Source organism: Nostoc sp., from assembly GCF_036917275.1.
Taxonomy (GTDB): Bacteria; Cyanobacteriota; Cyanobacteriia; order Cyanobacteriales; family Nostocaceae; genus Nostoc.
In genome coordinates this window covers 66288-92270 of the sequence record NZ_JBALDF010000055.1, presented here as the reverse complement: position 1 = coordinate 92270, position 25983 = coordinate 66288, and the positions used below count along the sequence as shown (strand labels likewise).

Sequence of the window (25983 nt, the reverse complement as noted above, 5' to 3'; positions counted from 1 at the left end):
AGAACTATAGGCAAGTACTATTTACTGTAATTTCTATACCCATAATAAAAGACTATATCTCACGCCAAAGCGCAAAGACGTTAGAAAAACTCTGCGTCTCTGCGCTTTAACGTGAGATTTTTATCTTAAATTCTCTATGATGCTACCTGAGCAGCAGTCCGAGTGCGGCGTCTTCTCCCATCAGCAACTTTTACAGGCGGCTCATCAGGGATTTGCATCAACAAAGTCACAGATGGCTGACATTGCAATTCCCGACGGATGGAACGTTGCAATTCTCGTTCTAAAGTACCTTGCAATCCACCCCAGTCTATATCTGCTGCTTGACCTTCGCCAGGAGCAAATTCTGTCCAGCGCACAGTCAGGATTTCTTCAATGCGTTGTTTTACCCAGGTTTGTAGGAGCGATCGCTCTACACTTGTAACTACACCCCGTAAGTGAATTTCTGGTTTTGCCAACAGTTTACCATTCCAATCAATGGCAGCTGCGATCGTAATAATGCCTTCTGAAGCCATGCGTTGCCGTTCTTGCAGCACTTTTGCACTTACCATACCCGAACTAGTAGTATCCACCAATTCGATACCAGATGGCACTTTACCAGCGACGCGAATAGCATCTTCAGTTAGTTCGACAATATCACCATTTTGAATAATGATCATATTTTCTGCGGGAATGCCCATACTCTGAGCCGTTTCTGCGTGCTTCACTAGCATCCGATGTTCGCCGTGAAATGGCACAAAGAATTTGGGTCGAGTTAAGGCAATCATCAGCTTTTGTTCTTCCTGACAGCCGTGACCAGAAACGTGAATCCCTTTATCCCGACCATAGACTACTTTCGCACCTTGAATCATCAATTTATCAATGGTATTGACTACTGCGATCGTATTTCCAGGAATTGGGTTAGCAGAGAATACTACTGTATCTCCTTCGCGGATTTTGATGTGAGGATGTTCTTTGTTGGCAATGCGGGTCATTGCTGCCATCGTTTCACCCTGAGAACCTGTAGTTAAAATTAATACTTTTTCATCAGGTAGATTGCGGACTGCGTGCAATGGTTGCAGCAGGTTATCGTCACACTTGATATAACCTAAATTGCGGGCATGAGCAATCAAGTTCAGCATTGAACGCCCCACAATCGTCACTACACGGTTTTGCTTTTTTGCGATATCCAAAATCATGTTGATGCGATGGACGCTGGAAGCAAAGGTAGTGACAAATAATCGCCCAGTAGCTTGACTAAATACTCTTTCCAGATTTGGATAAACTGAGCGTTCCGAAGGTGTAAACCCTGCTATCTCGGAGTTAGTGGAATCACTTAGCAAGCAAAGAACGCCTTTTTCACCATGTTCTGCTAACCGTTGCAAGTCAAACTTTTCCCCATCCACTGGGGTGTGGTCGATTTTAAAATCCCCTGTGTGAATGACTACACCGAGAGGAGTATGAATGGCAACAGTGAAACTATCAGCGATCGAATGGGTATTACGGATATATTCAACTAAAAAGTTTTTCCCAATCCGCACTACATCACGTGGTAGAACTGTTCTGATTTCCGTGCGATCGCGCACTCCTGCTTCTTCTAATTTACCCTCTAGCATTGCCATTGCTAGTCTGGGCCCATAAATCACGGGGATATCAAATTGCTTGAGATGAAAAGCAATCCCGCCGATATGGTCTTCATGACCATGAGTAACGATCATCCCTTTAATTTTGTGGCGATTTTCCCGCAGATAGGTCGTATCTGGCAAAACAATATTTACTCCATGCATCGCCTCTGTGGGAAAAGCCAATCCTGCATCTAACAGAATAATTTCATCATCATACTCAAAAAGACAGGTATTTTTCCCAATTTCGTGCAAACCGCCCAAAGGAATAATTTTCAAGGCGGAATTATTAGCTTCGTTTTTAGCCATTTTCTCCTTAGATTGTTACTTGTGGTTAATTTAGTTGATAGGTAACTTTCTTTGTATTTAAGACAACATCATCTGTCTTTTAAGTTAGTCCCAAAGCAATCAAGTTTTAATTGAAATCTTCAATTTTTTATTCAATAAAATGGATTTAAATTGCAACTTATGAACAATTCTGGTCATTGTTTATATGTATCTTAAGAAAGCAGCAGATTATCAGCGCTTAACCAGATGGTGGCTAGATTAAACTAAGTTCTTTCAGAACCGCTTCTAACTTTTGACTTACTTCTAAGTCAGCTTCACATAGCGGTGGACGAGTTGAACCAACCTCCCAACCTTGAAGTTTCAGTGCTTTTTTCACTGGAATGGGATTTGAAGTGAGAAAAAGAGCTTTAAACAACGGGAAGAGTTGGAGATGAATGTCGCTTGCTACCTCTATTTTTCCCGCACTAAAAGCTTGGATCATCTGCTGTAGTTGGTTTCCTACCAGATGAGAAGCCACACTTACTACACCCTTTGCCCCGATCGCTAACAAGGGCAAAGTCATGTAATCATCACCAGAGTAGATGTGGAATTCTTTTGGCGTCAAGCGACGAATTTCGCTTGCCTGATCTATGCTACCAGTGGATTCTTTAATCCCGACAATATTGCTAACCTTAGCTAACCGGGCAACTGTTTCTGGCTGAAGGTTTTGTCCGGTACGACCTGGGACATTGTATAACAACAAAGGCAGGTCGGGACAGGCTTGTGCTATTGCCTGAAAGTGCGCTTCCAATCCCGCTTGTGGCGGTTTGTTGTAATAAGGAACAACTTGTAAGGAACCATGTACTCCTATTTTAGACGCTTTTTGGGTGGCAGCGATCGCTTCTTTGGTCGAATTTGAACCACAACCTGCGATCACTTTGGCTTTTCCTGCCACGGACTGCAACACCTCGACAAACAACTGGTATTCCTCATCCCAACTTAGAGTAGGGGATTCTCCTGTTGTGCCGCACATCACCAATGTATCTGTACCGTTATTAGCTAGATGTGCTGCCAGTTCTGCCGCTAGATCATAATTTACACTACCATCTGCTTTAAACGGCGTAATCATAGCGGTTAAAACATTGCCAAAATCTCCCACCCTGTTTTCACTCCTGATTACCCATGTTTTTGTATCTTGGTGGTTTTCTATTGTAATAACTTACCTGCATATTGCTTTCAACAGTGATTCGCACATTTGCTCTTTGTCATTAGTTTTTATTTTTACTAATAACTAGCTTGAAACGTAAGCCTTAGCAGGTTTTAGTAGATTTTTTTCTACCAACAATTCGGCGATTTGTACTGCATTCAATGCTGCGCCTTTGCGGATTTGGTCGCCACACAACCATAATTCCAAGCCACACGGATGAGAAATATCCTGACGAATTCTTCCCACTAAAACTTCATCTCGACCAGTTGCTTCAATTGGCATCGGAAAATGATTAGTTTCCCAATCTTCTACCAATTTCACTCCAGGGGAGCAATTTAAAATTTCTCTAGCTTCCTCTGCACTAAAGGGAGTCTCAAATTCTAAATTAATGGCTTCTGAATGGGCGCGGAGTACGGGAACCCGTATACAGGTTGCAGTGATTCTGATTTGCTGCGTACCAAATATTTTTCGGGTTTCATTGACCATTTTCATCTCTTCCTCACAGTAACCCAAATCGTTTAATGGTGAGTTATGGGGGAATAAATTAAATGCCAGTGGGTAAGGCAATACCTCAGCAACTGGCGGCTGTCCTTGTAGTATAGCGCTTGTTTGGGTTTTGACTTCTGCTATTGCTCGAGCACCAGCACCACTAGCAGATTGGTAGGTTGAGGCGACGATCCGTTGCACTGGTTTTACTTTATGCAATGGCCATACTGCCAAAGTCATTAAAATTGTTGTGCAGTTGGGGTTGGCAATAATGCCTTGGTGATTAGCTGCGGCTTTTGGATTCACCTCTGGTACTACTAAGGGAACTTCCGGGTTCATCCGAAAGGCACTGGAGTTATCAATTACCACTGCGCCCTTTTCGATAGCAATTGCTGCCCAGGTTTTGGATGTGGAACCACCTGCACTAGCCAGTACTATGTCCACATTTTCAAAGGCGCGATCGCGAACTTGCTCTACTAGTATATTTTCCCCTTTAAACCGCAGCGATCGCCCTACACTCCGCTCTGATGCCAATAGCTTCAAGTCAGCAATGGGAAAATTACGGCTTTCTAATAATTCCAGCAACTCTGTGCCAACAGCACCAGTTGCTCCCAAAATAGCTAAACGATAGGATTTAGACAAACTCACTTCCTCCTTTAAGAGGTTTCTTTGCAATTTCTTGGAACAATTGAAAATTTACTTATATTTAGATGGCGATCGCAATTAATCTTAAAATACATTTTGAATAGATTTAGATTTTTCTCTAATTTAGTCGATTTTTATAGATTTAATACATTTATTTTATTGGCTATTTAATAAGTTAAGTGATGTTGCATTTTACAACAATGGCTATTTAATTTTTACATCTATTTAAACTATAATATACATTATTATACAACAAAACGCCATTTAGTAGAAAAATGGAGATATCTGCACTTAGACCTTTAATAGGCATCTCACCAGTAATGTTAACAAATGTCTTGGTTGCAAAGTTGCTTACCAACAGGATGAATATACTAAGAGCGAAATGCATAAAATCAGCACAGCATAAAACTGGGCTATGCAGCTAGATAACAGATGCGCTCTCGGACTACAACTTAATAATAGCTAGACTCAATACTATAACTTTAACTTGGGAGTACTAACCACTCGCTCAGAACCAGGATATCACAGCATTAGTCTGCTAAATAATTAATTCCTAAATTTAGAGTGACTGGGGACTGGGGACTGGGGACTGGGGACTGGGGACTGGAGAAGAGTTTTCCAATGTCCAATGCCCCGATTAACTAATTGTTATGAAGGTAAAATGTCAAGTCCTTGGTCATTGGCAGTAAACTGGATCTTTGCCCCAGGACAAATATCCATCCTTGGATGTCATAAAGCCTTGTGGCAACATCCCATTACCCTTAAGAGACATCAAGCCATAAACGCAAACAATTATTTTATTGCGTCTTGTGTGTACTCCGAGTTTAAAATATCAGCAAACTAGAGACGAAGCATGAAAGTTACCCAGGAAAGACTCCCCGCCAGCCAAATTGGTCTGGAAATAGAGATTACGCCGGAAATTACCAAGCAAACTTACGAACAGGTGATTAAAAACTTAGCGAGTACTGCCAATATTCCTGGGTTTCGTAAAGGCAAGGTGCCTCGACCGATATTGCTACAACGGTTGGGTACAACTCGAATCAAGGTAGCAGCGCTGGAAGAACTAATTCAAGATGGCATTGAGCAAGCAGTCAAACAAGAAGCTATCCCGGCAATAGGTCAGCCACAACTGCGCTCCTCCTTTGAGGATTTGATTAAGAATTATGAACCTGGAAAACCCCTGACGATTTCGGCTGCTGTTGATGTAGAACCAGAAGTGAATTTAGTGCAGTACACTGATTTGCTTTTCCAAGCTGAAGAAGTCAAGTACGATCCAGAACGAGTGGACAGTAGCCTCGACAAGGAACGTCAAGAATTGGCGACATTGATTCCTGTGGAAGGACGTCCAGCCCAAATCGGCGATATTGCTGTAGTCGATTTTAAAGGTTCATTCGCCAGAGGGGAGGGTGAAGAAGAAACAACTGAACTAGAACCGATTCCTGGAGCCGAAGCGACTGATTTTCAAGTTGAATTGCAGGAAGATAAGTTCATTCCAGGCTTTATTACTGGAATAGTGGGGATGAATCCTGAAGAAACTAAAGAAATTGCAGCGCAGTTCCCAGATCCATATGCTAATGAAGATTTAGCTGGAAAAGCGGCAACTTTCACAGTAACGCTCAAAGAACTGAAGGAAAAAGAGTTACCAGAATTAAATGATGACTTAGCCCAGGAAATCAGTGATTTTGAAACCTTAGAAGAGTTACGTGCTTCCTTAGTAGAGCAATATCAAAAAGAGGCGGACGACAAAACAGAAACAAATAAGCAGGAAGCCTTGTTAACGGAACTGCTCAAGCATGTAGAAGTTGACTTACCAGCAACGTTGATTGAGCAAGAAGTGGATGCAATGCTAACGCAAACAGCAATCCGCCTGTCTCAGCAGGGATTAGATGTGAAGAAGTTGTTTACTCAAGATATTATTGTTCAACTGCGGGAGCGATCGCGCACTGAGGCAATTGAACGCATCAAACGCTCCTTGTCTTTGCGAGAAATCGGTAAACGCGAATCTATCGAGGTAACACCAGAAGAAATTGCATCCAGAGTCACAGAACTTTTGGAACAGTATTCGGAGGAACAAGAGGTTGATGAAGATAAACTGCGCTCAATCGTGCAAAACGAACTATTAACCGAAAAAATCATCGATTGGCTCTTAGAACACTCCTCAGTTGAACTTGTACCCGAAGGCTCCTTGAGTCCCACAGAGGAAACGGAAGCCACAGAATTAGATGCTGATGCTGATGCACCTCAGACAGAGGAAGAAAGCAGCGATTCCACAGAAGTCACAGAAGGATAATAAAAAATTCCACAGCCATGAGTTCACCAGTTCTGAGTTAAAGTACTGGTGAAATGGGTAAGGTAAAGGAGATGAGGGAGCAGGAGGAGATGAAATACCACTGCCTCTTAACTCTTGGCTCCTCAAAACTCAGTGCTCAAGTCAGAATAATTAAAGAATTAATGAATTTTCGGCAAATAGTGACACATGTTATCGCCTGAGCTTGATACTGTGTTACACGAGAAGAAATTATATGAGGCATAATGGTTAACACGTAGCTGATAAAAATTTCATTCGTCGAAAAGGCAGCACATGCTGCGGAAACATTTGTCCTAAATTATCGTCAAATTTGATTGTATGCTTGGATCGCAATCGGGAAATTCCCCCATCAGCAACTTAAGTCGAATAAACATTAACTCCCAGTTGAGCAGCCCTAGCAACATTGTGCCGATGGTGGTAGAACAATCTGGGATGGGAGAAAGGGCTTTCGACATCTACTCCCGCCTGCTGCGAGAGCGGATTATCTTTTTGGGAACGCCAATAGATGATGCTGTTGCCAACTCGATTGTGGCTCAGTTATTATTCTTAGACGCCGAAGACTCAGAAAAGGATATCCAACTGTATGTTAATTCTCCTGGTGGCTCGGTCTACGCAGGGATGGCAATCTATGATACAATACAGCAAATTCGCCCTGATGTTGTTACCATCTGTTTTGGATTAGCTGCGAGCATGGGGGCGTTTTTATTGACAGCAGGAGCTGCTGGGAAGCGCATGTCTCTGCCCGACTCCCGGATTATGATTCACCAACCACTTGGTGGCGCTCAAGGTCAAGCCATTGACATTGAAATTCAAGCCAGAGAAATTCTTTACGTTAAGGCTAAGTTGAATCAGTTAATGGCTCACCATACTGGTCAACCCCTAGAAAGACTTGAAGCAGATACAGAACGCGACTTTTTTATGTCGGCAGAAGAAGCGAAGAACTACGGTTTGATTGATCAGGTCATTTCCAGGCAAAATCTTCCCGTAGCAGGGGAAAACGTCACCATTCTGAAATAAGAGGCTGGTATGTCTAAGTACGACTCCCATTTGAAATGTTCATTTTGTGGCAAGTCTCAAGAGCAGGTGCGTAAATTAATCGCGGGGCCGGGAGTCTACATCTGCGATGAATGCGTTGACTTGTGTAATGAAATACTAGACGAGGAGTTACTCGATACAAATGGTGCGGCAGCACAACCAGCACCAAGAGCAGAACCACCTCAAAAACGCCGTACCCGATCTTCTAGTATTTCGTTTAATCAAATACCCAAGCCAAGAGAGATTAAAAAGTATCTAGACGAACACGTCATTGGTCAAGACGAAGCCAAGAAAGTGCTGTCAGTAGCCGTCTACAATCACTACAAGCGACTGGCGGTTATTCAGTCTAAAGCTAGTGGTAAACCTGGGGCGGATGATGCTGTAGAACTGCAAAAGTCCAACATTTTGTTAATCGGCCCGACTGGTTGCGGCAAAACTCTCTTAGCGCAAACCCTAGCGAAAATCCTGGATGTACCGTTTGCCGTCGCCGATGCTACGACACTGACGGAAGCGGGGTATGTAGGAGAAGATGTGGAAAATATCTTGCTGCGACTGTTGCAGGTGGCAGATTTGGATATAGAAGAAGCGCAGCGGGGAATTATCTACATTGATGAAATTGATAAAATTGCTCGCAAGAGCGAGAACCCGTCAATTACCCGCGATGTTTCTGGGGAAGGCGTACAGCAAGCCTTGCTGAAAATGTTAGAGGGAACGATCGCCAATGTACCACCCCAAGGAGGGCGCAAGCATCCCTATCAAGACTGCATCCAGATTGATACAAGTAATATTTTGTTCGTCTGTGGTGGTGCCTTCGTAGGTTTGGAAAAAGTTGTAGATCAGAGAGTTGGCAAAAAAGCAATCGGCTTTGTGCAACCGGGAGAAGGCCAATCTAAGGAAAAACGGGCAGCAGATACTCTTCGCAATCTAGCACCGGATGATTTAGTAAAATTTGGCATGATTCCAGAATTTATTGGGCGCGTGCCAATGGTAGCAGTAGTAGATCCGCTAGATGAAGAAGCGCTGATGGCGATTCTCACCCAACCACGCAGCGCCTTAGTGAAGCAGTACCAAAAGCTGCTGAAGATGGATAATGTCCAGTTAGATTTTAAACCAGATGCTTTGCGAGCGATCGCTCAAGAAGCCTACCGCCGTAAAACTGGTGCTAGAGCGCTGCGGGGCATTGTCGAAGAACTGATGCTGGATGTCATGTACGAATTACCGTCGCGTAAGGATGTAACTCGCTGCACAGTAACACGGGAGATGGTCGAGAAGCGATCAACTGCCGAACTCATAATACATCCATCTTCATTACCGAAACCAGAATCAGCGTAAATCAATGCTGTTAGCGGATAGCTATGGTTTAGCCCAGAAAGTTAGGAGTCAAGAGTGGAGAACGAGTAATTAACTCAAAACTCCAAATTCAAAATTAAAAACTCCTAACTCCTAACTCTTAACTCCTAACTCTCAAAAATGCCTTATATTAATATTCGTGGCGTTGAGCATTACTACGAATGGCTGAAAAAACCATCTGGTTCTTTGGTAAAACCAGTGATGATTTTCATGCACGGTTGGGCTGGTTCGGCTAGGTATTGGCAAAGTACCGCCAATGTCTTATCAGAGCAATTTGATTGTTTACTCTACGATATGCGGGGATTTGGTCGTTCTGGTGGGAAGCCAACCATAGTCCAAGCAAGTGAAGCTGTTGCCGCTGAGTCCCCTCAGGAAGAATCAGAGGCAATCAGAGAGTTAACCTATGAATTAGAGGAATACGCTGATGATTTGGCAGCTTTGTTAGATGGGTTGCATCTTCAGCGTGTTTATATCCATGCTCACTCAATGGGCGCGTCTGTTGCCACTTTATTTTTTAACCGCTACCCCCAACGAGTAGAACGGGGAATTTTAACTTGTAGCGGCGTTTTTGAATACGACGAAAAATCTTTTAGTGCCTTTCATAAATTCGGTGGCTATGTAGTGAAATTCCGTCCCAAGTGGTTAAGCAAAATCCCATTTGTTGATCAGATGTTTATGGCCAGATTTCTGCATAGTTCCATACCACATTCTGAGCGTCAAGCTTTTCTGCAAGATTTTCTCGAAGCAGATTACGATGCGGCATTAGGGACAATTTTTACTTCAGTCAGTAAGGCTCAAGCTGAAGTGATGCCGCTTGAGTTTGCCAAGCTGACAGTACCGACTCTGCTTGTGGCGGGGGAGTATGACAAGATTATTCCAGCCGAGATGGGGCGTAAAGCAGCTGCACTGAGTAACAAAGTGGAATTTGCGATGATTCCCAACACAGCCCATTTCCCAATGTTGGAAGATGCACCAACTTACCTACAACGGGTGCAAGAGTTTTTACAAATTAACACCCCAAAATTAGAAGTGGGATAAATGATAGGGGTTTTTTTAAACAGTTAAGTGTACTTGTGTGATACCTTGACGCATTTTATATTGTCGCTTTAACCAAGACTTTTTAATTATTTTACGGAGCAAGGGAGCAAGTTGAATCAACAGCGAACGCAGCAGTGCATTTTTTCGCAATAGTTCACCTTGTTTAGCTTCTTCTAACTGGAGTTGCTGGGCGCGGATAATTTCTGGCTCACGTTCTGCTTGAATGTGCGATAGTGCCATATCAATATCCTGGTGTCCAGTTTTTTTCTGCAACAGTGGCACAAGATGATTAGCAGCGACAATCACATCACGGAATGCGAGATTAATTCCTTGAGCACGCACAGGAGACATTGGGTGTGCAGCGTCACCTAGAAGCAGTACCCCTGGTGCGTGCCATTGTGGACAATAACCAACCACAACAGAAAGCCGAATGGGGGATTCGATGGTTTCTGCATGATTACGGAAATGCTCTGCTAGCCATGAGGGTGATAGGGAAGCAAAAATTTCTGCCCAGTTGGCTTGCTTGGAGTCAATGTTTTCGGTTGCGGACATCACCCAAGCCAGATGCAGTTTTCCTGACTCTGCTCCGTGAAAGATAGTAAATACGCGATCGCCATTTACAATAGTACGAAATACATTATCGGCTGCAAACTCAGGACTGGCGGCAAGTTTAAACCAGAGAATATCAATATTTTTGGGCTGGCGTACCAATTCCAATCCTATACGTTGTCGCACAAGAGAATTTCGACCATCTGCCCCAATCACTAAGTCAGCAGTTAGTTCTCTCCCATCACTTAGTACTACACCTGCGACACGTTGATTACTCCAGCGCAAATCTTTGACTGGAATACCCTGGATAAATTCAAACCCATCATTGGTTTGAGCTTCCGAAATCAGTGCATTGAGTAACGGTGGTTGTGAAACCAGTGTACAGGGTCGGGTTGCTCCCATTGGTTCATCAACTCGAAACAACTGTTTATCCCCTAGAATAAATTCCCATGCGTCGAGTTGTCGATGGGGAATATGCTCCAACAACGCCGATAAACCCATTTGCTCTAGTGCATCTAAGCCACTAGGCATTAATCCTTCGCCGCGAAAAACACGATGAAAGTCTTTTGCTGCTTCAATTAACGTTACAGCAATACCACGTTTTACAAGGAGCAGGGCAAGTGTTACACCTGTTGGACCTGCGCCCACAATCACAATCTGCACCATCTCATTCCTCGTGTATTAGTTGCTCTCAAAGATGTTGGTCGAATTATTTTGAGATTAACCTAAACCCAGTTCTCGTTTTAGCAAGTTAATCGAGTTTGTCCCGATATAATTTTCAACCTTAATCAGCTTTGGTGGACGAATAATATCTTCATCAAATGCTTGCACGGCTGCTTGCACTGCTGCAAAACTGGCTTGATCACTTATTATTACCTCAGCCCGCTTAACCATTGCCTGAAGTTTATAAGCATCTTTTGGTTGCGAAGTCATCACCAGTAGTTCATCCCCACGTAGTCCGTGCAGGATGACTTCTGCTGCTCGTGCAATCCCGGAACTGAGGCTAACTATGCCTACACAGTTTTGTTTTGGCAGGGTTTTCAATAAGTTGAGTTCTTTGGTGTAGTCGTAGATATCCAAAGGAATCACCCGTGCAGCTTTAGGAGCAGCGATCGCTTCCACATTACTGATAAAATACCGACTTGTGACTACTGTCGCAGAGGTAGTTTTATCTAACGCAGCTGTTAATTCTTCCATTGCTACCAACTGGACTGGTATTTTCAAAGCTCGCTCTAATTCATACACCATCAACTCACCAGCACCCATGTCATAAGATGGTACTGCAACCAGTACCCGCGCACTACAACGCAAGCGCCAGTCAATTTCCGCTAAAAATAGCTCTCTAGCTTGATTGAGTGAACATCCTTGAGAGAGCAGCTCGTCAAGTGCTTGCTGGACAACTTGATATGCATCAGGATGTTGTTTAAGAATTGGTGATTGCAGCCTGCTACCGCCCTCATGACCTTGGGCACGAACATAAATTCCCGAACCAGCCATACTTTCAACAAATCCGTCTTCTTCCAGTTGACGGTAAACTTTGCTAATAGTGTTACGGTGTAACCCAGTTTGCATTGCCAGCGCCCGTGTACTTGGTAATTTGTAAGCAGGTGGATATTGCCGAGAAGCGATCGCAAACCTGATTTGATTAAACAGTTGGGTTGATGCGGGAATTTCGCTGTCTGACTGAATACGGAATTGAATCATCACCAAACCTCCTAAATACTAAGTGCTGTTAGCGGATAGCTATGGTTTAGCTTATGCTGAGTGCTGCTTTCCTACTCAGGACTCCTTTAGTAACCAGCTGCATTTGCTACGTGTCAAATATTTTATTTACACATGAAGTTTTTCTAGGAGAAATTTCTAATGCGCTCATTATTAGTAATTGATAATTTAATTACAAAAAACTTAGTCATACTGGCATAGTTATATCAAATAAACACACGGCTAATCACATAGCACTGGTAAAAATTATTATGACAGAGCAAGCAATAATTACCACAACGGTTAATCTTTTGCAAGATAATATTCAAGTGGCTGCATATCTTGCAGAGCCAAAAGAATCTGGATTTTACCCAGGAATTGTGGTATTACAGGAGATTTTTGGTGTCAACGTTCACATTCGGGATGTTACAGAACGGATTGCAAAACTTGGGTATGTAGCGATCGCACCTGCACTTTTCCAACGGACTGCTCCTGGCTTGGATATCGGGTACACACCCGAAGATATTGAAACGGGCAGAGGCTACGCCATGCAAACTCAAGCATCAGAGTTATTGAGCGATATTCAATTAGCAATTGACTACCTCAAAAGTTTGCCCCAAGTGAAAAAAGATGGCTTTGGCTGTATTGGCTTTTGCTTTGGGGGTCATGTCGCATATCTTGCAGCCACCTTACCAGATATAAAAGCTACGGCTTCCTTCTACGGTGCTGGAATTGCCACCCGCACACCAGGAGGTGGCGCTCCCACTATTACTCGCACCAAAGAAATTCCGGGTACTCTCTATGGCTTCTTTGGTAGAGAAGATACTAGCATCCCACCCGAACAAGTAGATGAGATTGAAGCAGAGTTAGAAAAATATAAAATTCCTCATCGTCTGTTTCGCTACGATGGAGCTGATCACGGATTTTTCTGTGACCTTCGTGCCAGTTATAATCCTAAAGCTGCTGCTGATGCTTGGGAGCAAGTGAAACAACTCTTTAGTCAACTGAACTGAAGTCTATACAGCCAAGTTCGTTTTTTGTCATTTGTCATTGGTCATTAGTTAGAACCAAAGACAAATAGAGAAGTCTGAGCGCTGGATAAAGGTAACGGCTTTGCCGACGCTAAAGACAAACTAGAACTTTGAGGACAAATGACAATCTAAACTCCAGTGGAACCATCTCAAATAACAATTAATCTTCAAAAGTCATGAATTCCGAATCGAAACTTTCTCAAACAGCCAATTCGTCGTTTACGATGGACGATTTTGCCAAAGCACTAGAAAAACACGACTACCAGTTTCAAAAAGGACAGGTTGTACATGGCAAAGTATTCCAACTTGACCATGATGGAGCTTATGTCGATATTGGTGGCAAGTCGTCAGCTTTTCTACCGCGCGATGAGGCTTCTTTGAGAGCAGTGACCGATTTATCGGAGGTGCTGCCATTGCAAGAGGAAATGCAGTTTTTGATTATCCGAGATCAGGATGCAGAAGGTCAAGTCACCCTTTCTCGAAAGCAGTTGGAAATTCAGCACATCTGGGAACGACTGGCCGAAATGCAGGAAAATGCCCAGACTGTGCAAGTACGGGTTATGGGTGTAAATAAAGGTGGTGTCACCGTCGATATTCTTGCCTTGCGGGGATTTATTCCGCGATCGCACCTGGCAGAGCGTGATAATTTAGAAGCACTCAAAGGTCAAAATCTGACTGTGGGTTTTTTGGAAATTAATCGTAACACCAACAAACTCATCCTTTCCCAGCGGTTAGCAACTCGTTCTAGCAACTTCAGCTTATTAGAACTAGGTCAACTGGTGGAAGGCAAAGTTACGGGCATCAAACCTTTTGGTGTATTTGTCGATTTAAATGGTATGGGGGCTTTGCTTCATATCAAGCAGGTAAGCCAAAAATTCATTGAATCTCTAGACAAGGTATTTCAAGTTGGTCAGCCAATTAAAGCTGTAATTATTGACTTGGATGAGGGGAAAGGACGGGTTGCTCTTTCTACCAGAGTTTTAGAAAACTTCCCTGGCGAAGTGTTAGAGAATATGGATGAGGTGATGGCTTCAGCTGAGGCGCGTGCTAATAGGGCTAATAACAAAGCTGCTGAATAGTTTTAGAGGTGGGTGGCTTGCACAAAGCGTTTAAATCCCCGTCTGAAACAATTTTGAATTGTTAATACTCCCCCTGTATCTACAAAGATGTGGGGGGATTTTAAATGGGGAAAACTTTTTCCAGACTCCTTTCTAGCCTCTGGATGGAAATGCGGGTAAAACAAGAATTTCACTCAGCTTAAGAGGATGTTTGAAAAGTCTATAATGATATATCAAATATTTTTATACCCCTCCCTAATCCTCCCCGTATGTATTGGGGAGGGAACCGGATTTTTCTTGTTTCCCCCCTTTATAAGGGGGGATAAAGGGGGGTGATAAAAATCACAGTCAAACACTTTTCAAACATCCTCTAAGATGTCGCTTGAACAAGCTATTGACTTGTTGATCCAGTAAAACTAATCCCATTTACCCTATGCCCTGCATCTACAAAGATATGGGGGATCATTTGTAGAGTATTAAGATAAATAAGGTGTGATCTATTGGCTTAGTTGGCGTGAGGATATCTTGAGCATAGTAAAAAAGTATAAAGATATGCTCACGTTGTTTAAGTATTGCTCAACGGGTTTTGAGCATATATCGAGCATTTCAAGAACTATAAACGCTGAAAGTATTCAATTTAGGTATTTATATGTTTCTAGTAACTGGAGCAACGGGAGGAATTGGTCGCAGAGTTGTGCGACTCCTAGGGCAACGAGAGCAGTCTGTGCGGGCATTTGTCCGCCTTAACTCGCGCTATAGCGAGTTAGAACACCGGGGTGCAGAAATTTTCATCGGTGACTTGCTAGAGGAAAAAGATATCCAAAAAGCTAGTCGGGATATCCAGTATATTATCAGCGCCCACGGTTCTGATAGCGATGCCCTATCTTTAGATTACCGCGCCAATGTTGAACTGATTGACCAAGCAAAAGCCAATGGCGTAGAGCATTTTGTCTTCATTTCCGTATTGGGAGCCGATCGCGGATATGAAGACGCTCCTGTGTTCAAAGCCAAACGAGCAGTAGAGCGATATTTGGCAGCTAGTGGCTTGAATTACACAATTTTACGCCCAGCTGGATTAGCATCTAACTTGTTGCCATTAGTAGAACGATTTCGGGAAACGGGATTGTATTTGCTGATTGGCGATCGCAAAAATCGTACCTCAATTGTAAGTACCGATGATTTAGCAAGGATAGTGGTGGATTCTGTGACAGTTGAAGGTGCTCGCAACCAGATTTTACCAGTGGGAGGGCCAGAGATTTTATTACGAGAAGATATTCCCCGAATTTTTGGTCGGATCTTCGCCAAAGAGCCAGTAATAATTAACTCACCACTATTTCTCATTGATGGGTTACAAGGTGGATTGGGTTTATTTAATCCCCAAATCCAGAAAGCTTTGGGAACCTATCGCACATTGCTAGCAAATGAATTTTTCTGTACAAAAGATGAAATTGCCAATTTAGAGGCGATTTTTAACTTCCAGTTGGAGACATTAGAAAACTTTTTGCGGCGCTATCTAGCTGTTTAAATTAAGTAATGGGGCATGAGGCATGGGCATAGGGCATGGAGCATAAGCAGAAAAACTAATACCCAATGCCCAATGCCCAATACAACTCTTGGAGAGGCTGCGCCCTAAGCGTAGCTACGCTTAGGGCTTTACGGCTTACTACGACTTCGCTACTTCAACGCCACTCAGTACAAGTGCCCAATAATCTAAAATTCTATGAAATCTTCCCTAGCTGCAAATGCTGCTCAAGCCCGTCAGACAAAAGAGCGATTCGCTCAACCAGAAGAACAACTCACCTATGAATTGGGAAAGGCGGTACAGGAATTGCCACCCCTGTACACTAGATTATTAGCGGGAACGATGAGCGTCATTGTATTTGGGGCGATCGCCTGGGCGCACTTCTCACAAATAGATGAAGTAGCAACAGCACAAGGGGAATTAATTGCTTCCACACAGGTAAGACCGGTGACATCCTTGGGTGGGGGGTCAATTGTCGCCGTCAAAGTGCGAGAAGGCGATCATGTTACCAAAGGTGAAATTCTGATTCAAAAAGATCCAGACTTGCAAATAACTGATGTTTCCCGCCTAGCCAAATCTACTAGATTGATTCAAGACGATTTGCAACGTTTGGATGCAGAACGCACCGGAGGCAAAACTACTGGGACGAAAGTGCAAGATGAACTTTTAAATTCCCGCCTGCAAGACTTCCAAGCTCGTCAAGCAGCGGCGGAAGCAGAAGCAAATCGCCAAATAGCACTCATCAATCAAGCCAAAGTCCGCTTGACTCGATTGCAAGACAACTTAGTTAATGCCAAAAGCAGCGTTGGCAATGCCAAAACCAACCTTGTGAACGCAGATAGCATCAGAATTAAAATTGAAAGTAATTTGGTACTTGCTCAACAAAGGGAAAAAAGCCTACGCACCCTAATTACTCCTGGCGCTGTACCTCGTGTCGATTACTTGGATGCCCAAGAAAGATTAACTCGTGCAAAGACAGAAATAACTAAAGCACAAGATGATGTTACCAATAGCCAGAATAAAATCACGGAGGCTCAAGATAAAGTCACATCATTAGAAAAAGATATTGCTGCCCAAGTCCAAGAAATTCACCAAGCAGAACAAGCTTACAACGCTGCACGCAGTCAGACAGAGCGTGTATCGTCAGAACGCCAAAGTGAAATTTTGACCCAGTTAAACAAGCGTAAAGAAGAACTGACAACAGCTCAAGGTCAATTAGAACAGGCGAGGAAGCAGCAAGCTTTAGAAACGATTGAGGCTCCCGTTGCTGGTACGATTTACAGAGTTAAAGCCACTAAGGGTCCAGTGCAATCTGGTGAAGAATTACTGTCAATTTTGCCGGAAGGGGAAGAAATGCTCCTAGAGGTGAAAGTTCTCAACCGTGATATTGGGTTTATTCGTCAAGGAATGAAAGCAAAAGTGAAAATGGCGACTTTCCCCTTTCAGGAATTTGGCACTGTAGATGGCGAAGTCATACAAGTCAGTCCGAATGCAATTGTTGATAAAGAATTGGGGTTAGTTTTCCCCACCAGAATTAAGGTAAATAGACACTCAGTGAACGTGCGAGGACAAGAAGTAGAATTTACACCAGGAATGGCTGCTACAGGTGAAATTGTCACTCGTAAAAAGTCAATTTTGACATTCATTACTGAACCTGTGACACGACGATTCAGTGAGGCATTTTCTGTTAGGTAGTTATTCCAAGCAAGAGAAAGGCGATCGCTATCAATTAACTTCTGTAAAAAAGAGCGATCGCCTCTTTTCTCTCATCCTGTGATAGCTTTTTATCAAATATATTTTATCTGAAATATATGTTTTTTTCGTCTGGTATACTTATCGGGTAAGGATTATTAGCAATAATTATAAAAATGTAGAGACGCGAAATTTCACATCTCTACAAACTTTTTCAGTTGATTAATTTTCTTAAGCGAGCAGTATTAAACTCAACTGCAAACCGTTAGATAATTTTCAAGCGATACCCAAGTATTTTTTAGATTGCTCTATTTGTTTTTGGATTCCCTCTAGTAATTTGCCAAAATCAGGATTATTCTGATCATCATTATTATCATCATTGCTATCCACATTGATGCTGCTCATAACCTTCTCAGAGTTTTGGAATTGCGACCATAATTCTGGATTGGCTAATCCGTTATTACCTTCGGTTGATGTCTGATAGTTTGTCCTTTCTGTAATTGCCTGATCTGTTAGAGAACTGACATCAGAATTATTAAAACTAGAAATTGTCTCTGGTGTCAAATATTTTGTCGTTTCTGTAATTGCCTGACCTGTTAAAGAACCGACATCAGAATTATTAAAACTAGAAATTGTCTGTGATGTCAGATAATTTGCTGTTTGTGCGTTGATGTGTAGCAGGTTATCGTCAGACATTGCCTGCCTTGCCAAAGAATTGACATTGGAAAGATTAAAACTAGAGCTTGTATTTTGTGTACTATTTATTGCTGTGTTTGCAATCACCTGATTCGCTAAAGAACTGACATTAGAAAGATTAAAACTAGAGTTTGTAGTTTGTGTACTATTTCCTGCCGTTTCTGTGACAATTTGACGGACTTGGGCATCAGTCAGGTTGGGGTTAGCACTAAGCATCAGAGCAACTACGCCAGCAACGTGGGGAGCAGCCATAGACGTGCCGCTATAAGTGGCATACTGATTATTCGGAACTGATGAGTAGACCTTGACTCCTGGGGCTGTGACATAAGCGATTTCATTCGTTCCAGAGCGATTAGAGAAGTCGGCCATATTATTATTTCTATCTACTGCCCCAACGGCAATTCCCGATTTGTATGCATGGCGAGCGGGATAGTCTGGTAATGAGTCACCATCATTACCTGCTGCCATGACGACAATTACTCCTTTGCTGCTGGCATAGTCAATGGCTGACTCTAAAGTCTGATTGGTAGATGGGCCTCCTAAACTGAGGTTAATCACATTAGCTCCATTATCCACAGCATAATCAATGCCCTTAGCGATGGAAGTGTAAGAACCGGAGCCAGAGTCATCTAAAACTTTGACGGGCATAATCTTGGCATCATAAGCAATACCAGTGACACCGTAGTTATTATTTTCTCCTGCGATCGTCCCGGAAACATGAGTGCCATGACCGTTGTCATCTAGGACATTATTAGTATTGTCAACAAAGTTCCAGCCATGGATATCATCAGCATAGCCATTGCCATCATCATCTTTACCATTGCCAGCAATTTCCTTGGGATTCGTCCAGATATTATCTTTTAAATCCTCGTGGTTATAGTCAACCCCAGTATCTACAACAGCGACAACAACACCTTTACCTGTGTATCCATGTGCCCAGGCTTCCGGTGCTTTAACTAGGTCTGCTCCCCAATTATTGCCACCAAGATCAGGAACATCAGCAAAGGTATTCTGACCAGCAGCTTTAGCCACTGCTGCTGCTGCATTAATCAAGCCATAGCCATTGGTAGAGTTATAATTCGCAGTGCTAAAAGCAGTAGCAGTAGCGTTACTGCTATTTTTATAGTCACTCCTATTTTGCAATTGCACATCAGCATCGGCTGAGTTGTAGCTACTACGTCTGATTGAGTTGAGGCTGTAGTCATCCTTCGTATTAAAGCTATCTAATGAAGAGATTGAAGTGACATTGAGCCGTTTATTTGACAACACATTGTTATTAACATGATCAATGCTCATAGTATTTTTTCTCAAAGATAGCAATCTTTTTTTGACAGCTTGAAGCGTTAAAACCTTTTGTCAAAGGTTTTAATGTGTGAATAAACTCCATTGTCAATAATTACTATGGAATTTCATAAAAAATTGCTAAATTTACTACCAAAGAACATTCTAAAAATAGTGCTTTTTCTGAAGATTCAACTTATCAAGTCAATTTTAAATTATTAATAGTTAATTAATCGAAATTAGTGCCGGATAAAAATTGCATTATATTTATAAAACTAGAGTTTGCAGAAGTTTTTAATGCACTATCTTAACTGTGTCATGCCAGTAGGGTGCGTTACACTCCGTTAACGCACCTATTTTTATACCTTAAAAAGAATTGTTTCTAATTCCCTTTCCAGTGATGCAAGAATAAGACGACAAATACCTGATTTAAAAGCACACCATTCTGATCACACCTGATCTGTCATAGGGGCGCAAGACCTTGCGCGTCTGGTAGAGTTGCCCCCGAATGAATTAAAACGCGAGAATAATTCTATTATCCAAAATTCTTGCATTAATTGACTTTTCAAGTAACTTGATTGCTGGGGTCAATCTAAAATCTAAAATCGTTCGACTGAGCGACTTGTGCCGAGTTTAGCTTGAGCATCTCGGCTTCTCTACGAGACGCTACGCGAACGCTCGATGGAGCCGGCGTCGTAAAGCCTGCGGCATAGGTACGCTTAGGGCGCAGCCTCTTCAAGAGTTGGGCGAAACCGAGGTAAGCAAAAAGAAGCCAAAGTCCAAAATCCAAAATTGCTTGACTAGATATTTGCCTGCTGCCGTTGATATAGTGACCAGTACAAGCCCTTTTGTTGCAACAACTGGGAATGAGTACCACGTTCGGCAATCACGCCTTGCTCTAATACTAAAATCAAATCAGCACGTTTGAGGGGGGCAAAGCGGTGAGCAATGAGGAACACAGTACGATTAGCGGAAATTTTTTGCAGGTTATGCAGTACCTGCTGTTCAGTTTCACTATCCAAAGCGCTGGTAGCTTCATCCAAAACTAAAATCGGTGCTTGGGAAAGAAATAGCCTTGCTAGGGCAATACGTTGTCTCTGTCCACCAGATAAAGCTGTACCGCGTTCACCAACATTGGTTTCGTAACCGTAGGGTAATTGACTGATAAAGTCGTGGGCCACTGCTAATCTTGCCGCCTCTACTACTTTCTCTGCGGTAATGTCAGGACTACCAAGAGTGATATTTTCCAAAATGGAACCGTTGAATAAAAAGTCTTCTTGAAGAACTACACTAACTTGTTGCCGCAGTGAAGCTAAATCGGCACTTTTAATATCAAAACCATCAATAAGGATGCGTCCTGATTCAATTTGATAGAGGCGTTGCAATAGCTTAGACACCGTACTTTTACCAGAACCGCTGCGTCCAACAATGCCAACAAATTGCCCTGGTTCGACATTGAAAGATATTCCCCGCAGAATTGCTTCAAAGTTTGGCCGGTAGCGGAAAAATACTTGCTCGAAGGTGACTTGACCTTTCAGGGGTGGTAAAACTAGGCCAGTTCCCAGTTCAGCTTCTGGAGAGACGTTAAGAATATCACCAATGCGATCTACAGAAAGTAGCACTTGTTGGAGATTTTGCCACAACTGTACTAAGCGCAAAAGTGGCCCTGTGACTCTGCCAGACAGCATTTGAAAGGCAACTAGCTGTCCGATTGTGAGCTTTTGTTCGATGACTAACTTGGCTCCAAACCAGAGAATCAGCATGGTGGAAAAATTAGTGAGAAAGTCACCGATGTTGCTGCTGATATTGGAGGTGGTAGAAGCTTTAAAACCTGTGCGAATGAAGCGAGCAAACAAACCTTCCCAGCGATCGCGGGCTACTGGTTCTGCTGCATGGGCTTTAACAGAGTGAATTCCTGTGATTGTCTCTACTAGAAACGATTGACTATCGGCACTACGGTTAAAAGTTTCGTTGAGCCAGTTACGCAGAATTGGTGTTGCAACTATCGTTAAAGTTGCAAATAACGGCAGTACTGCTAAGGCGACAAAGGTGAGTGGGATATTATAGTAAAACATCAATGCTAGGTACACCACAGCAAAGATGCTATCCAAAATCACAGTTAATGCTGTACCTGTGAGAAACTGACGAATCTGTTCGAGTTCCTGGACTCGTGCTATTGTGTCTCCGACGCGCCGCGATTCAAAATAAGCCAAAGGCAGACGCATTAGGTGGCGAAATAGCTGTGCTGATAAACTCAAATCCAGACGACGGGCTGTATGAGTAAAGATGAATAGCCGCAGAATACCAAGTATGGACTCAAATATGGCTACGAACAAAAGTGCGATCGCCATCACATCGAGAGTCGGCAAACTCCCCTGCACCATCACTTTATCAATGACAACTTGCGTAATTAGTGGTGTTGTTAACCCCAAAAGCTGCAAGGTAAAAGATGCTAACAATACTTCTGTTAGCAATCCTTTATACTTCCAAACTGCTGGGGTGAACCAACTGAGGTTAAATTTTTCTTGCTGAGATATTAGTTCTACTTGCCACAATTGTCCATCCCAAGACGCCTCAACTATCGACTGCGGTAAGCTTTCGCAAATCCGATCGGGATTTAGAGGGTTAGCGATAATTAGGCGATCGTTCTTAACTCCATAGGCTACCACCCAAGATGGACTCTGAGGTGAGTCAGAATTCCACAGCAGTAAGGCTGGAAATGACAGCTGTCGCAACTCACCCCAATTCACTTGTAACCGCCGCACCACTAACCCTACCTTTTCTGCTGCTTCCACAACCTGTTTTGGGCGTTGTCCTCTGAGTTGGCGCTGCACCCATTCCAGTTGCACAGAATTTTCTAACTGTTGCGCTACCATTGTTAAACAAGCAGCAGCGGTGTTCCAGCTGGCAACAAACGGATAATTTGAGACGATTAGATTGGCGGCTGGGAGTCCTCTTTGGGGTTGGAGGCTGTGGGGGCTGGAAGTTCCCTCTGAGGCTGGCGCTAATGAACGAGTGGAAGAAAAGGAAAATGTCTCGCTTTCTCTCTCCATACCCACTGGTAATACTTGCCAGAACTCCTGAATTTGTGGGTTAGAAAATTCTGCCCACAACGCTGTATCCCAATACACTACTACCACTTCTTTACTAGCAGCTACAGCTTTAAAATCCGCAGACAGCTTTTGTAAGTCACCAAACCAATCCCCTACATCTAGGGCGGCTATTGGTTTGCCGACGCCCTCTTGAGACAGCGGGTTGGGTAACTTTGCCGACTTGTCGCGATTGTCGTCTCGCAAGCGAACTTTTCCAGCCACAATTAAGAATTGGTAACCGCCGACATCGTTTGACCAGATTTTTTCTCCAAGACGATACTTACGGGTTTGGGACTCATTTTCCAATCGGGATTGTTGTTCGGGAGTCAGCCAGCATAGCGGTGGCTGATTCCAAGGCAAAGAAGCTAGCACTTTTAATCGTAAAGATTCATTATCCAGAATATTTAACTCACTTGTAATTTGACTGTCAGTTTTTGAATTTTCTCTGCTAGCCATTTTTCAAATAACTCATTTTGTAGTGCAAGATTTAGTTGAGTATCTTCTGAAGACGCTGGCAGAAATTGTTCTACTCGAAACAAACCATAAGGTCCTTCTCCTGGGGGAGAGTCTTTGCCAACGATTTCTATTGGTCCTACTAATTGTCCAGGACTCGCCACATCAATAGCTGCCCGTAATATATCCGGCATACTTCCTCGGCTGACTATTCCCATCATGCCGTTCACAATTCGGTCATCTGAAAGTGAATATTCTTTAGCTAGTTGCTCAAAGCTACCTCCTTCTTCAATTTGGGTTTGTAGTTCGTCTGCCAATTCTTGATTATCAACAACGATCCGGGAAAGTACTACCCGATCCAAAAAAATTTTGCGTTCAATAAAATATTCTTGGAGTTTTGGTTGGGTAACTACAGCTTTTAGCTTTTCTAACTTGTAACCAAAAGCAACCGATGTGTGAAAGGTAGCGTAATCTGTATTATTAGTCTTTAACCATTCTTGAAAACTTTGGGAGTCAGTCAGTTGATTTTTCAGCCTAAAGTCAATAATTGCCTGTTCAGTTATTGCTGTACCAATCTCAACATCATCTCTGGTTCTGATTTCTTCCTCAATTACGTACTGGCGAAGAATATCCCCAATGAAGTGTCCCAATTTTCCAGAGGCTTGCAGGTACTTTATTGCTTCCTGAAGAGAAATTATTTGGTCATTGATTGTCAAAAATGATAAAGGTTCCATGAATTAATTATGTTAATATGGTTAAACATTTATAGTACTTTTAAATTAAATTATATAGAACATATATAAATTATCTTGTTATTGATGGATCAATATGATAAATATTCCATGAACTAATTACATCTCAATGGTTAAAAAATTATATACCTAGTAAATAAAATAATTTCCCATGATTACTTTTACGGTCTAGTGGGGACAAAACAGGATTGAAAATATTAGTTGTAAAGCAAAGCGAGTTGTTTAACCAAATCTTTATAGATTCAGAGAAATAATCAGGTAGGCGAAAATAAAGCAAAACATATTAAGAATTGTTTCTTGCCAGTTTTCTATGCCAGTTGCTAAAAGTTGAGCCACTGCGTTACTCAAGTGACAAAAGTTGTCGCAAGTGGTGCAAAAAACCCATACTATACCCGATATTAACGAGTAATTATTTATTCTCACCGAGCTACTTAATGATGGTTATCCATGTCCAGGCAAGTAGTACAGCTGCGATCGCACCGATTAAAGTATTAAAAATATTAACTACTTCATTAGTCAGCCAAGTATACTTAGATTGCAGTGTCGCCCCAATCACACTTTCTAAGTTGGTGGCAATAAATGCTGCCAGTATACACCAAGCTACTCCCAATAGATCAATTAAACCAACTCCCCAACCAACAAATGCGATCGCTATAGAAGCCACAATACCAGCTAAAGTTCCTTCCAGGCTTACCGCCCCTTCGGTACCGCGAGGTACTGGTTGAAATGTGGTAATTAGAAAGGTGCTTTTACCATACGCTTTACCGACTTCGCTAGCAGTGGTATCAGCCAGCTTGGTACTGAAACTCGCTACATAGCCTAACAAAAGTAGGGACTGGAGATTGGGGACTAGAAATTGAGGACTGGGTACAATAAATCCTGAATTTATTATCCCTACTCCCAAAGCACACAGCGCCCCAGTCAAAGCCGAACCCCAAACATTTTCTGGGCCTCTTGCCCCAGAACGCTTTTCGGCAATTCCTTCAGCCTCCTTCTGCGCCATACCGATGCGGGTAACCCCAGAACCAACCAGAAAATAGAACATTACTACTGCATATCCTTGCCAGCCTAAAGTTACCCAAATTAAGATGGCCAGAAACCAGGCGTGGAATAACCCTGCTGGAGTAAGGAGCTTTTTCGGCGCAATCCAAGCTAAACCCAATAGAATTGTGTTTAATCCTACTGCCACCAACCAGGGATTAACAGAATCAATTAAGGATGACATCAGCAATTAATCATGAGTAATTTTGTCTGAATATCAACAGAATAACGAATTTATCACCCTTAGTGCTTAATTTCTGACACCTCCCCAGTTTAAGTAATACGTTTGTATTATTACTTAGATTGCGTAAATATCACTCTGAAAGTTGAGTGTAAAACTACAAACAATGTCTTAGATATACACTGCAATATTGACTAAAGAACCTGGATTAAACAAAATGCAAAACTTCTGTTTAGTTAGGTAGACTCTTCAAGTGCGTAACGCACCCAACACATCCTAAGAAAGTTTTAAGTTATTAAATCTACGTTCCTAAGTGTGTGCTCATGCAAACCTAAATTAGTATAGCTGCCTGATGCAGCGGCTGAAGTGGTATTCAGTCCCCAATCTTAGTCATCACGATAAAGAATATAAGTTAATGTCAATTAAAACTGTGTTCAAGTTGACCACAATCAAGACTTAACAGCATAAATTGTAGATAGCATCAACGATTAGTTTTTTCCACACAAGCTATGAGCCAAACTTTATTCCATCTTGCTTTCCCTGTGACTGACGTTGCCCAAACAAAAGCATATTACGTGGATGGCTTGGGCTGTATTCCTGGCCGGGAAAACCAGCACGCCCTGATTCTCAATCTCTACAGTCATCAACTAGTGGCTCACGTCACCAAAGAAACCTTGGCACCGCAACGCACTATCTATCCCAGACACTTTGGGCTAATTTTTACTCAAGAACGTGACTGGCAGGATTTACTAGAAAGGGCACAACAGCAACAGCTACTTTTTCGCGAATCAACCAAAAACCGCTTTGTTGGTTCTCCTCTTGAGCATCGTACTTTCTTTTTAGAAGATCCTTTTTATAACCTAATGGAGTTCAAATATTATCGTCACCCAGAGGCAATTTTTGGGAGTTACGAACATACACAAATTGGCGATAGAACTTAAGCAATTCAAAATTAAAAATAAAAGAATGCAAATGTAATAAGTATTCTGGCTACTAACTG

18 protein-coding genes are annotated in these 25983 nt (G+C 42.5%); 9 read left to right on the top strand and 9 right to left on the bottom strand.

The genetic code is table 11. The features are described from left to right. Positions 1–134: 134 nt before the first annotated feature. From V7K35_RS20210 to V7K35_RS20200, 3 genes are all read right to left on the bottom strand, one after another. Positions 135–1907: a ribonuclease J gene (locus V7K35_RS20210; RefSeq protein WP_335080981.1), complete on the bottom strand. Its 1773-nt coding sequence runs from the start codon at positions 1905–1907 to the stop codon at positions 135–137. Positions 1908–2139: 232 nt separating this feature from the next. Continuing rightward, positions 2140–3024: a 4-hydroxy-tetrahydrodipicolinate synthase gene (dapA, locus tag V7K35_RS20205; protein ID WP_335080979.1), complete on the bottom strand. Its 885-nt coding sequence runs from the start codon at positions 3022–3024 to the stop codon at positions 2140–2142. Positions 3025–3156: 132 nt separating this feature from the next. Continuing rightward, entirely contained in the window at positions 3157–4200 is a 1044-nt protein-coding gene (locus V7K35_RS20200) for an aspartate-semialdehyde dehydrogenase (protein WP_334796985.1), read from the bottom strand. 856 nt (positions 4201–5056) lie between these two features. On the opposite strand from V7K35_RS20200, the gene tig reads away from it, so the two are divergent. The 4 genes from tig to V7K35_RS20180 all read left to right on the top strand — a co-directional run bounded on the left by tig (position 5057) and on the right by V7K35_RS20180 (position 9934). Further along, positions 5057–6493, top strand: a complete 1437-nt coding sequence (gene tig / locus V7K35_RS20195) for a trigger factor (RefSeq protein WP_335080977.1) — start codon at positions 5057–5059, stop codon at positions 6491–6493. A gap of 336 nt (positions 6494–6829) precedes the next feature. Further along, the gene (clpP, locus tag V7K35_RS20190; protein WP_334796988.1) at positions 6830–7528 is read left to right on the top strand and encodes an ATP-dependent Clp endopeptidase proteolytic subunit ClpP; all 699 of its coding nucleotides are present in this window, start codon (positions 6830–6832) and stop codon (positions 7526–7528) included. A 9-nt stretch (positions 7529–7537) separates the two neighbouring features. Further along, positions 7538–8878 (top strand): ATP-dependent protease ATP-binding subunit ClpX, encoded by a 1341-nt coding sequence (gene clpX, locus V7K35_RS20185; protein ID WP_298911523.1) that lies wholly within the window; start codon positions 7538–7540, stop codon positions 8876–8878. Between the two features lie 138 nt (positions 8879–9016). Next, positions 9017–9934 (top strand): alpha/beta fold hydrolase, encoded by a 918-nt coding sequence (locus tag V7K35_RS20180; protein WP_335080975.1) that lies wholly within the window; start codon positions 9017–9019, stop codon positions 9932–9934. Between the two features lie 15 nt (positions 9935–9949). Here V7K35_RS20180 and V7K35_RS20175 read toward each other — a convergent pair whose 3' ends face one another. Further along, a complete protein-coding gene (locus V7K35_RS20175; RefSeq protein ID WP_335080973.1) occupies positions 9950–11149 on the bottom strand; it encodes an FAD-dependent monooxygenase in 1200 nt (399 codons plus the stop codon). 54 nt (positions 11150–11203) lie between these two features. Then, on the bottom strand, positions 11204–12187 hold the full coding sequence (locus tag V7K35_RS20170) for a GntR family transcriptional regulator (RefSeq protein ID WP_335080971.1): 984 nt from the start codon (positions 12185–12187) through the stop codon (positions 11204–11206). A 269-nt stretch (positions 12188–12456) separates the two neighbouring features. On the opposite strand from V7K35_RS20170, the gene V7K35_RS20165 reads away from it, so the two are divergent. The 4 genes from V7K35_RS20165 to V7K35_RS20150 all read left to right on the top strand — a co-directional run bounded on the left by V7K35_RS20165 (position 12457) and on the right by V7K35_RS20150 (position 17490). Beyond that, complete coding sequence (locus V7K35_RS20165) at positions 12457–13197, top strand: dienelactone hydrolase family protein (protein WP_335080969.1); 741 nt, start codon at positions 12457–12459, stop codon at positions 13195–13197. Positions 13198–13391: 194 nt separating this feature from the next. Beyond that, complete coding sequence (locus V7K35_RS20160; RefSeq protein ID WP_335080967.1) at positions 13392–14294, top strand: S1 RNA-binding domain-containing protein; 903 nt, start codon at positions 13392–13394, stop codon at positions 14292–14294. 628 nt (positions 14295–14922) lie between these two features. Then, positions 14923–15798: an SDR family oxidoreductase gene (locus V7K35_RS20155; protein ID WP_335080965.1), complete on the top strand. Its 876-nt coding sequence runs from the start codon at positions 14923–14925 to the stop codon at positions 15796–15798. A 195-nt stretch (positions 15799–15993) separates the two neighbouring features. Continuing rightward, positions 15994–17490: an HlyD family efflux transporter periplasmic adaptor subunit gene (locus V7K35_RS20150; RefSeq protein WP_335080962.1), complete on the top strand. Its 1497-nt coding sequence runs from the start codon at positions 15994–15996 to the stop codon at positions 17488–17490. Between the two features lie 273 nt (positions 17491–17763). On the opposite strand, the gene V7K35_RS20145 is transcribed toward V7K35_RS20150, so the two are convergent. From V7K35_RS20145 to V7K35_RS20130, 4 genes are all read right to left on the bottom strand, one after another. Then, entirely contained in the window at positions 17764–19479 is a 1716-nt protein-coding gene (locus V7K35_RS20145) for a S8 family peptidase (protein WP_335080960.1), read from the bottom strand. Positions 19480–20264: 785 nt separating this feature from the next. Beyond that, complete coding sequence (locus tag V7K35_RS20140) at positions 20265–23012, bottom strand: peptidase domain-containing ABC transporter (RefSeq protein ID WP_335080958.1); 2748 nt, start codon at positions 23010–23012, stop codon at positions 20265–20267. Continuing rightward, positions 22961–23743, bottom strand: a complete 783-nt coding sequence (locus V7K35_RS20135; RefSeq protein ID WP_335080956.1) for a peptidylprolyl isomerase — start codon at positions 23741–23743, stop codon at positions 22961–22963. The genes V7K35_RS20140 and V7K35_RS20135 overlap by 52 nt, the downstream gene beginning before the upstream one ends. A 445-nt stretch (positions 23744–24188) precedes the next feature. Then, the gene (locus tag V7K35_RS20130; RefSeq protein ID WP_335080954.1) at positions 24189–24986 is read right to left on the bottom strand and encodes a TIGR00297 family protein; all 798 of its coding nucleotides are present in this window, start codon (positions 24984–24986) and stop codon (positions 24189–24191) included. Positions 24987–25492: 506 nt separating this feature from the next. On the opposite strand from V7K35_RS20130, the gene V7K35_RS20125 reads away from it, so the two are divergent. Then, positions 25493–25924 (top strand): VOC family protein, encoded by a 432-nt coding sequence (locus V7K35_RS20125; protein WP_335080952.1) that lies wholly within the window; start codon positions 25493–25495, stop codon positions 25922–25924. Positions 25925–25983: the final 59 nt, after the last annotated feature.

Bases quoted from the DNA above. Each gene is read 5' to 3' on its own strand.
- V7K35_RS20210 (WP_335080981.1), bottom strand. From the start codon at position 1,907: ATGGCTAAAAACGAAGCTAATAATTCCGCCTTGAAAATTATTCCTTTG.
- tig (WP_335080977.1), top strand. From the start codon at position 5,057: ATGAAAGTTACCCAGGAAAGACTCCCCGCCAGCCAAATTGGTCTGGAA.
- clpP (WP_334796988.1), top strand. From the start codon at position 6,830: ATGCTTGGATCGCAATCGGGAAATTCCCCCATCAGCAACTTAAGTCGA.
- clpX (WP_298911523.1), top strand. From the start codon at position 7,538: ATGTCTAAGTACGACTCCCATTTGAAATGTTCATTTTGTGGCAAGTCT.
- V7K35_RS20180 (WP_335080975.1), top strand. From the start codon at position 9,017: ATGCCTTATATTAATATTCGTGGCGTTGAGCATTACTACGAATGGCTG.
- V7K35_RS20175 (WP_335080973.1), bottom strand. From the start codon at position 11,149: ATGGTGCAGATTGTGATTGTGGGCGCAGGTCCAACAGGTGTAACACTT.
- V7K35_RS20170 (WP_335080971.1), bottom strand. From the start codon at position 12,187: ATGATTCAATTCCGTATTCAGTCAGACAGCGAAATTCCCGCATCAACC.
- V7K35_RS20165 (WP_335080969.1), top strand. From the start codon at position 12,457: ATGACAGAGCAAGCAATAATTACCACAACGGTTAATCTTTTGCAAGAT.
- V7K35_RS20160 (WP_335080967.1), top strand. From the start codon at position 13,392: ATGAATTCCGAATCGAAACTTTCTCAAACAGCCAATTCGTCGTTTACG.
- V7K35_RS20155 (WP_335080965.1), top strand. From the start codon at position 14,923: ATGTTTCTAGTAACTGGAGCAACGGGAGGAATTGGTCGCAGAGTTGTG.
- V7K35_RS20150 (WP_335080962.1), top strand. From the start codon at position 15,994: ATGAAATCTTCCCTAGCTGCAAATGCTGCTCAAGCCCGTCAGACAAAA.
- V7K35_RS20145 (WP_335080960.1), bottom strand. From the start codon at position 19,479: ATGAGCATTGATCATGTTAATAACAATGTGTTGTCAAATAAACGGCTC.
- V7K35_RS20140 (WP_335080958.1), bottom strand. From the start codon at position 23,012: ATGGCTAGCAGAGAAAATTCAAAAACTGACAGTCAAATTACAAGTGAG.
- V7K35_RS20135 (WP_335080956.1), bottom strand. From the start codon at position 23,743: ATGGAACCTTTATCATTTTTGACAATCAATGACCAAATAATTTCTCTT.
- V7K35_RS20130 (WP_335080954.1), bottom strand. From the start codon at position 24,986: ATGTCATCCTTAATTGATTCTGTTAATCCCTGGTTGGTGGCAGTAGGA.
- V7K35_RS20125 (WP_335080952.1), top strand. From the start codon at position 25,493: ATGAGCCAAACTTTATTCCATCTTGCTTTCCCTGTGACTGACGTTGCC.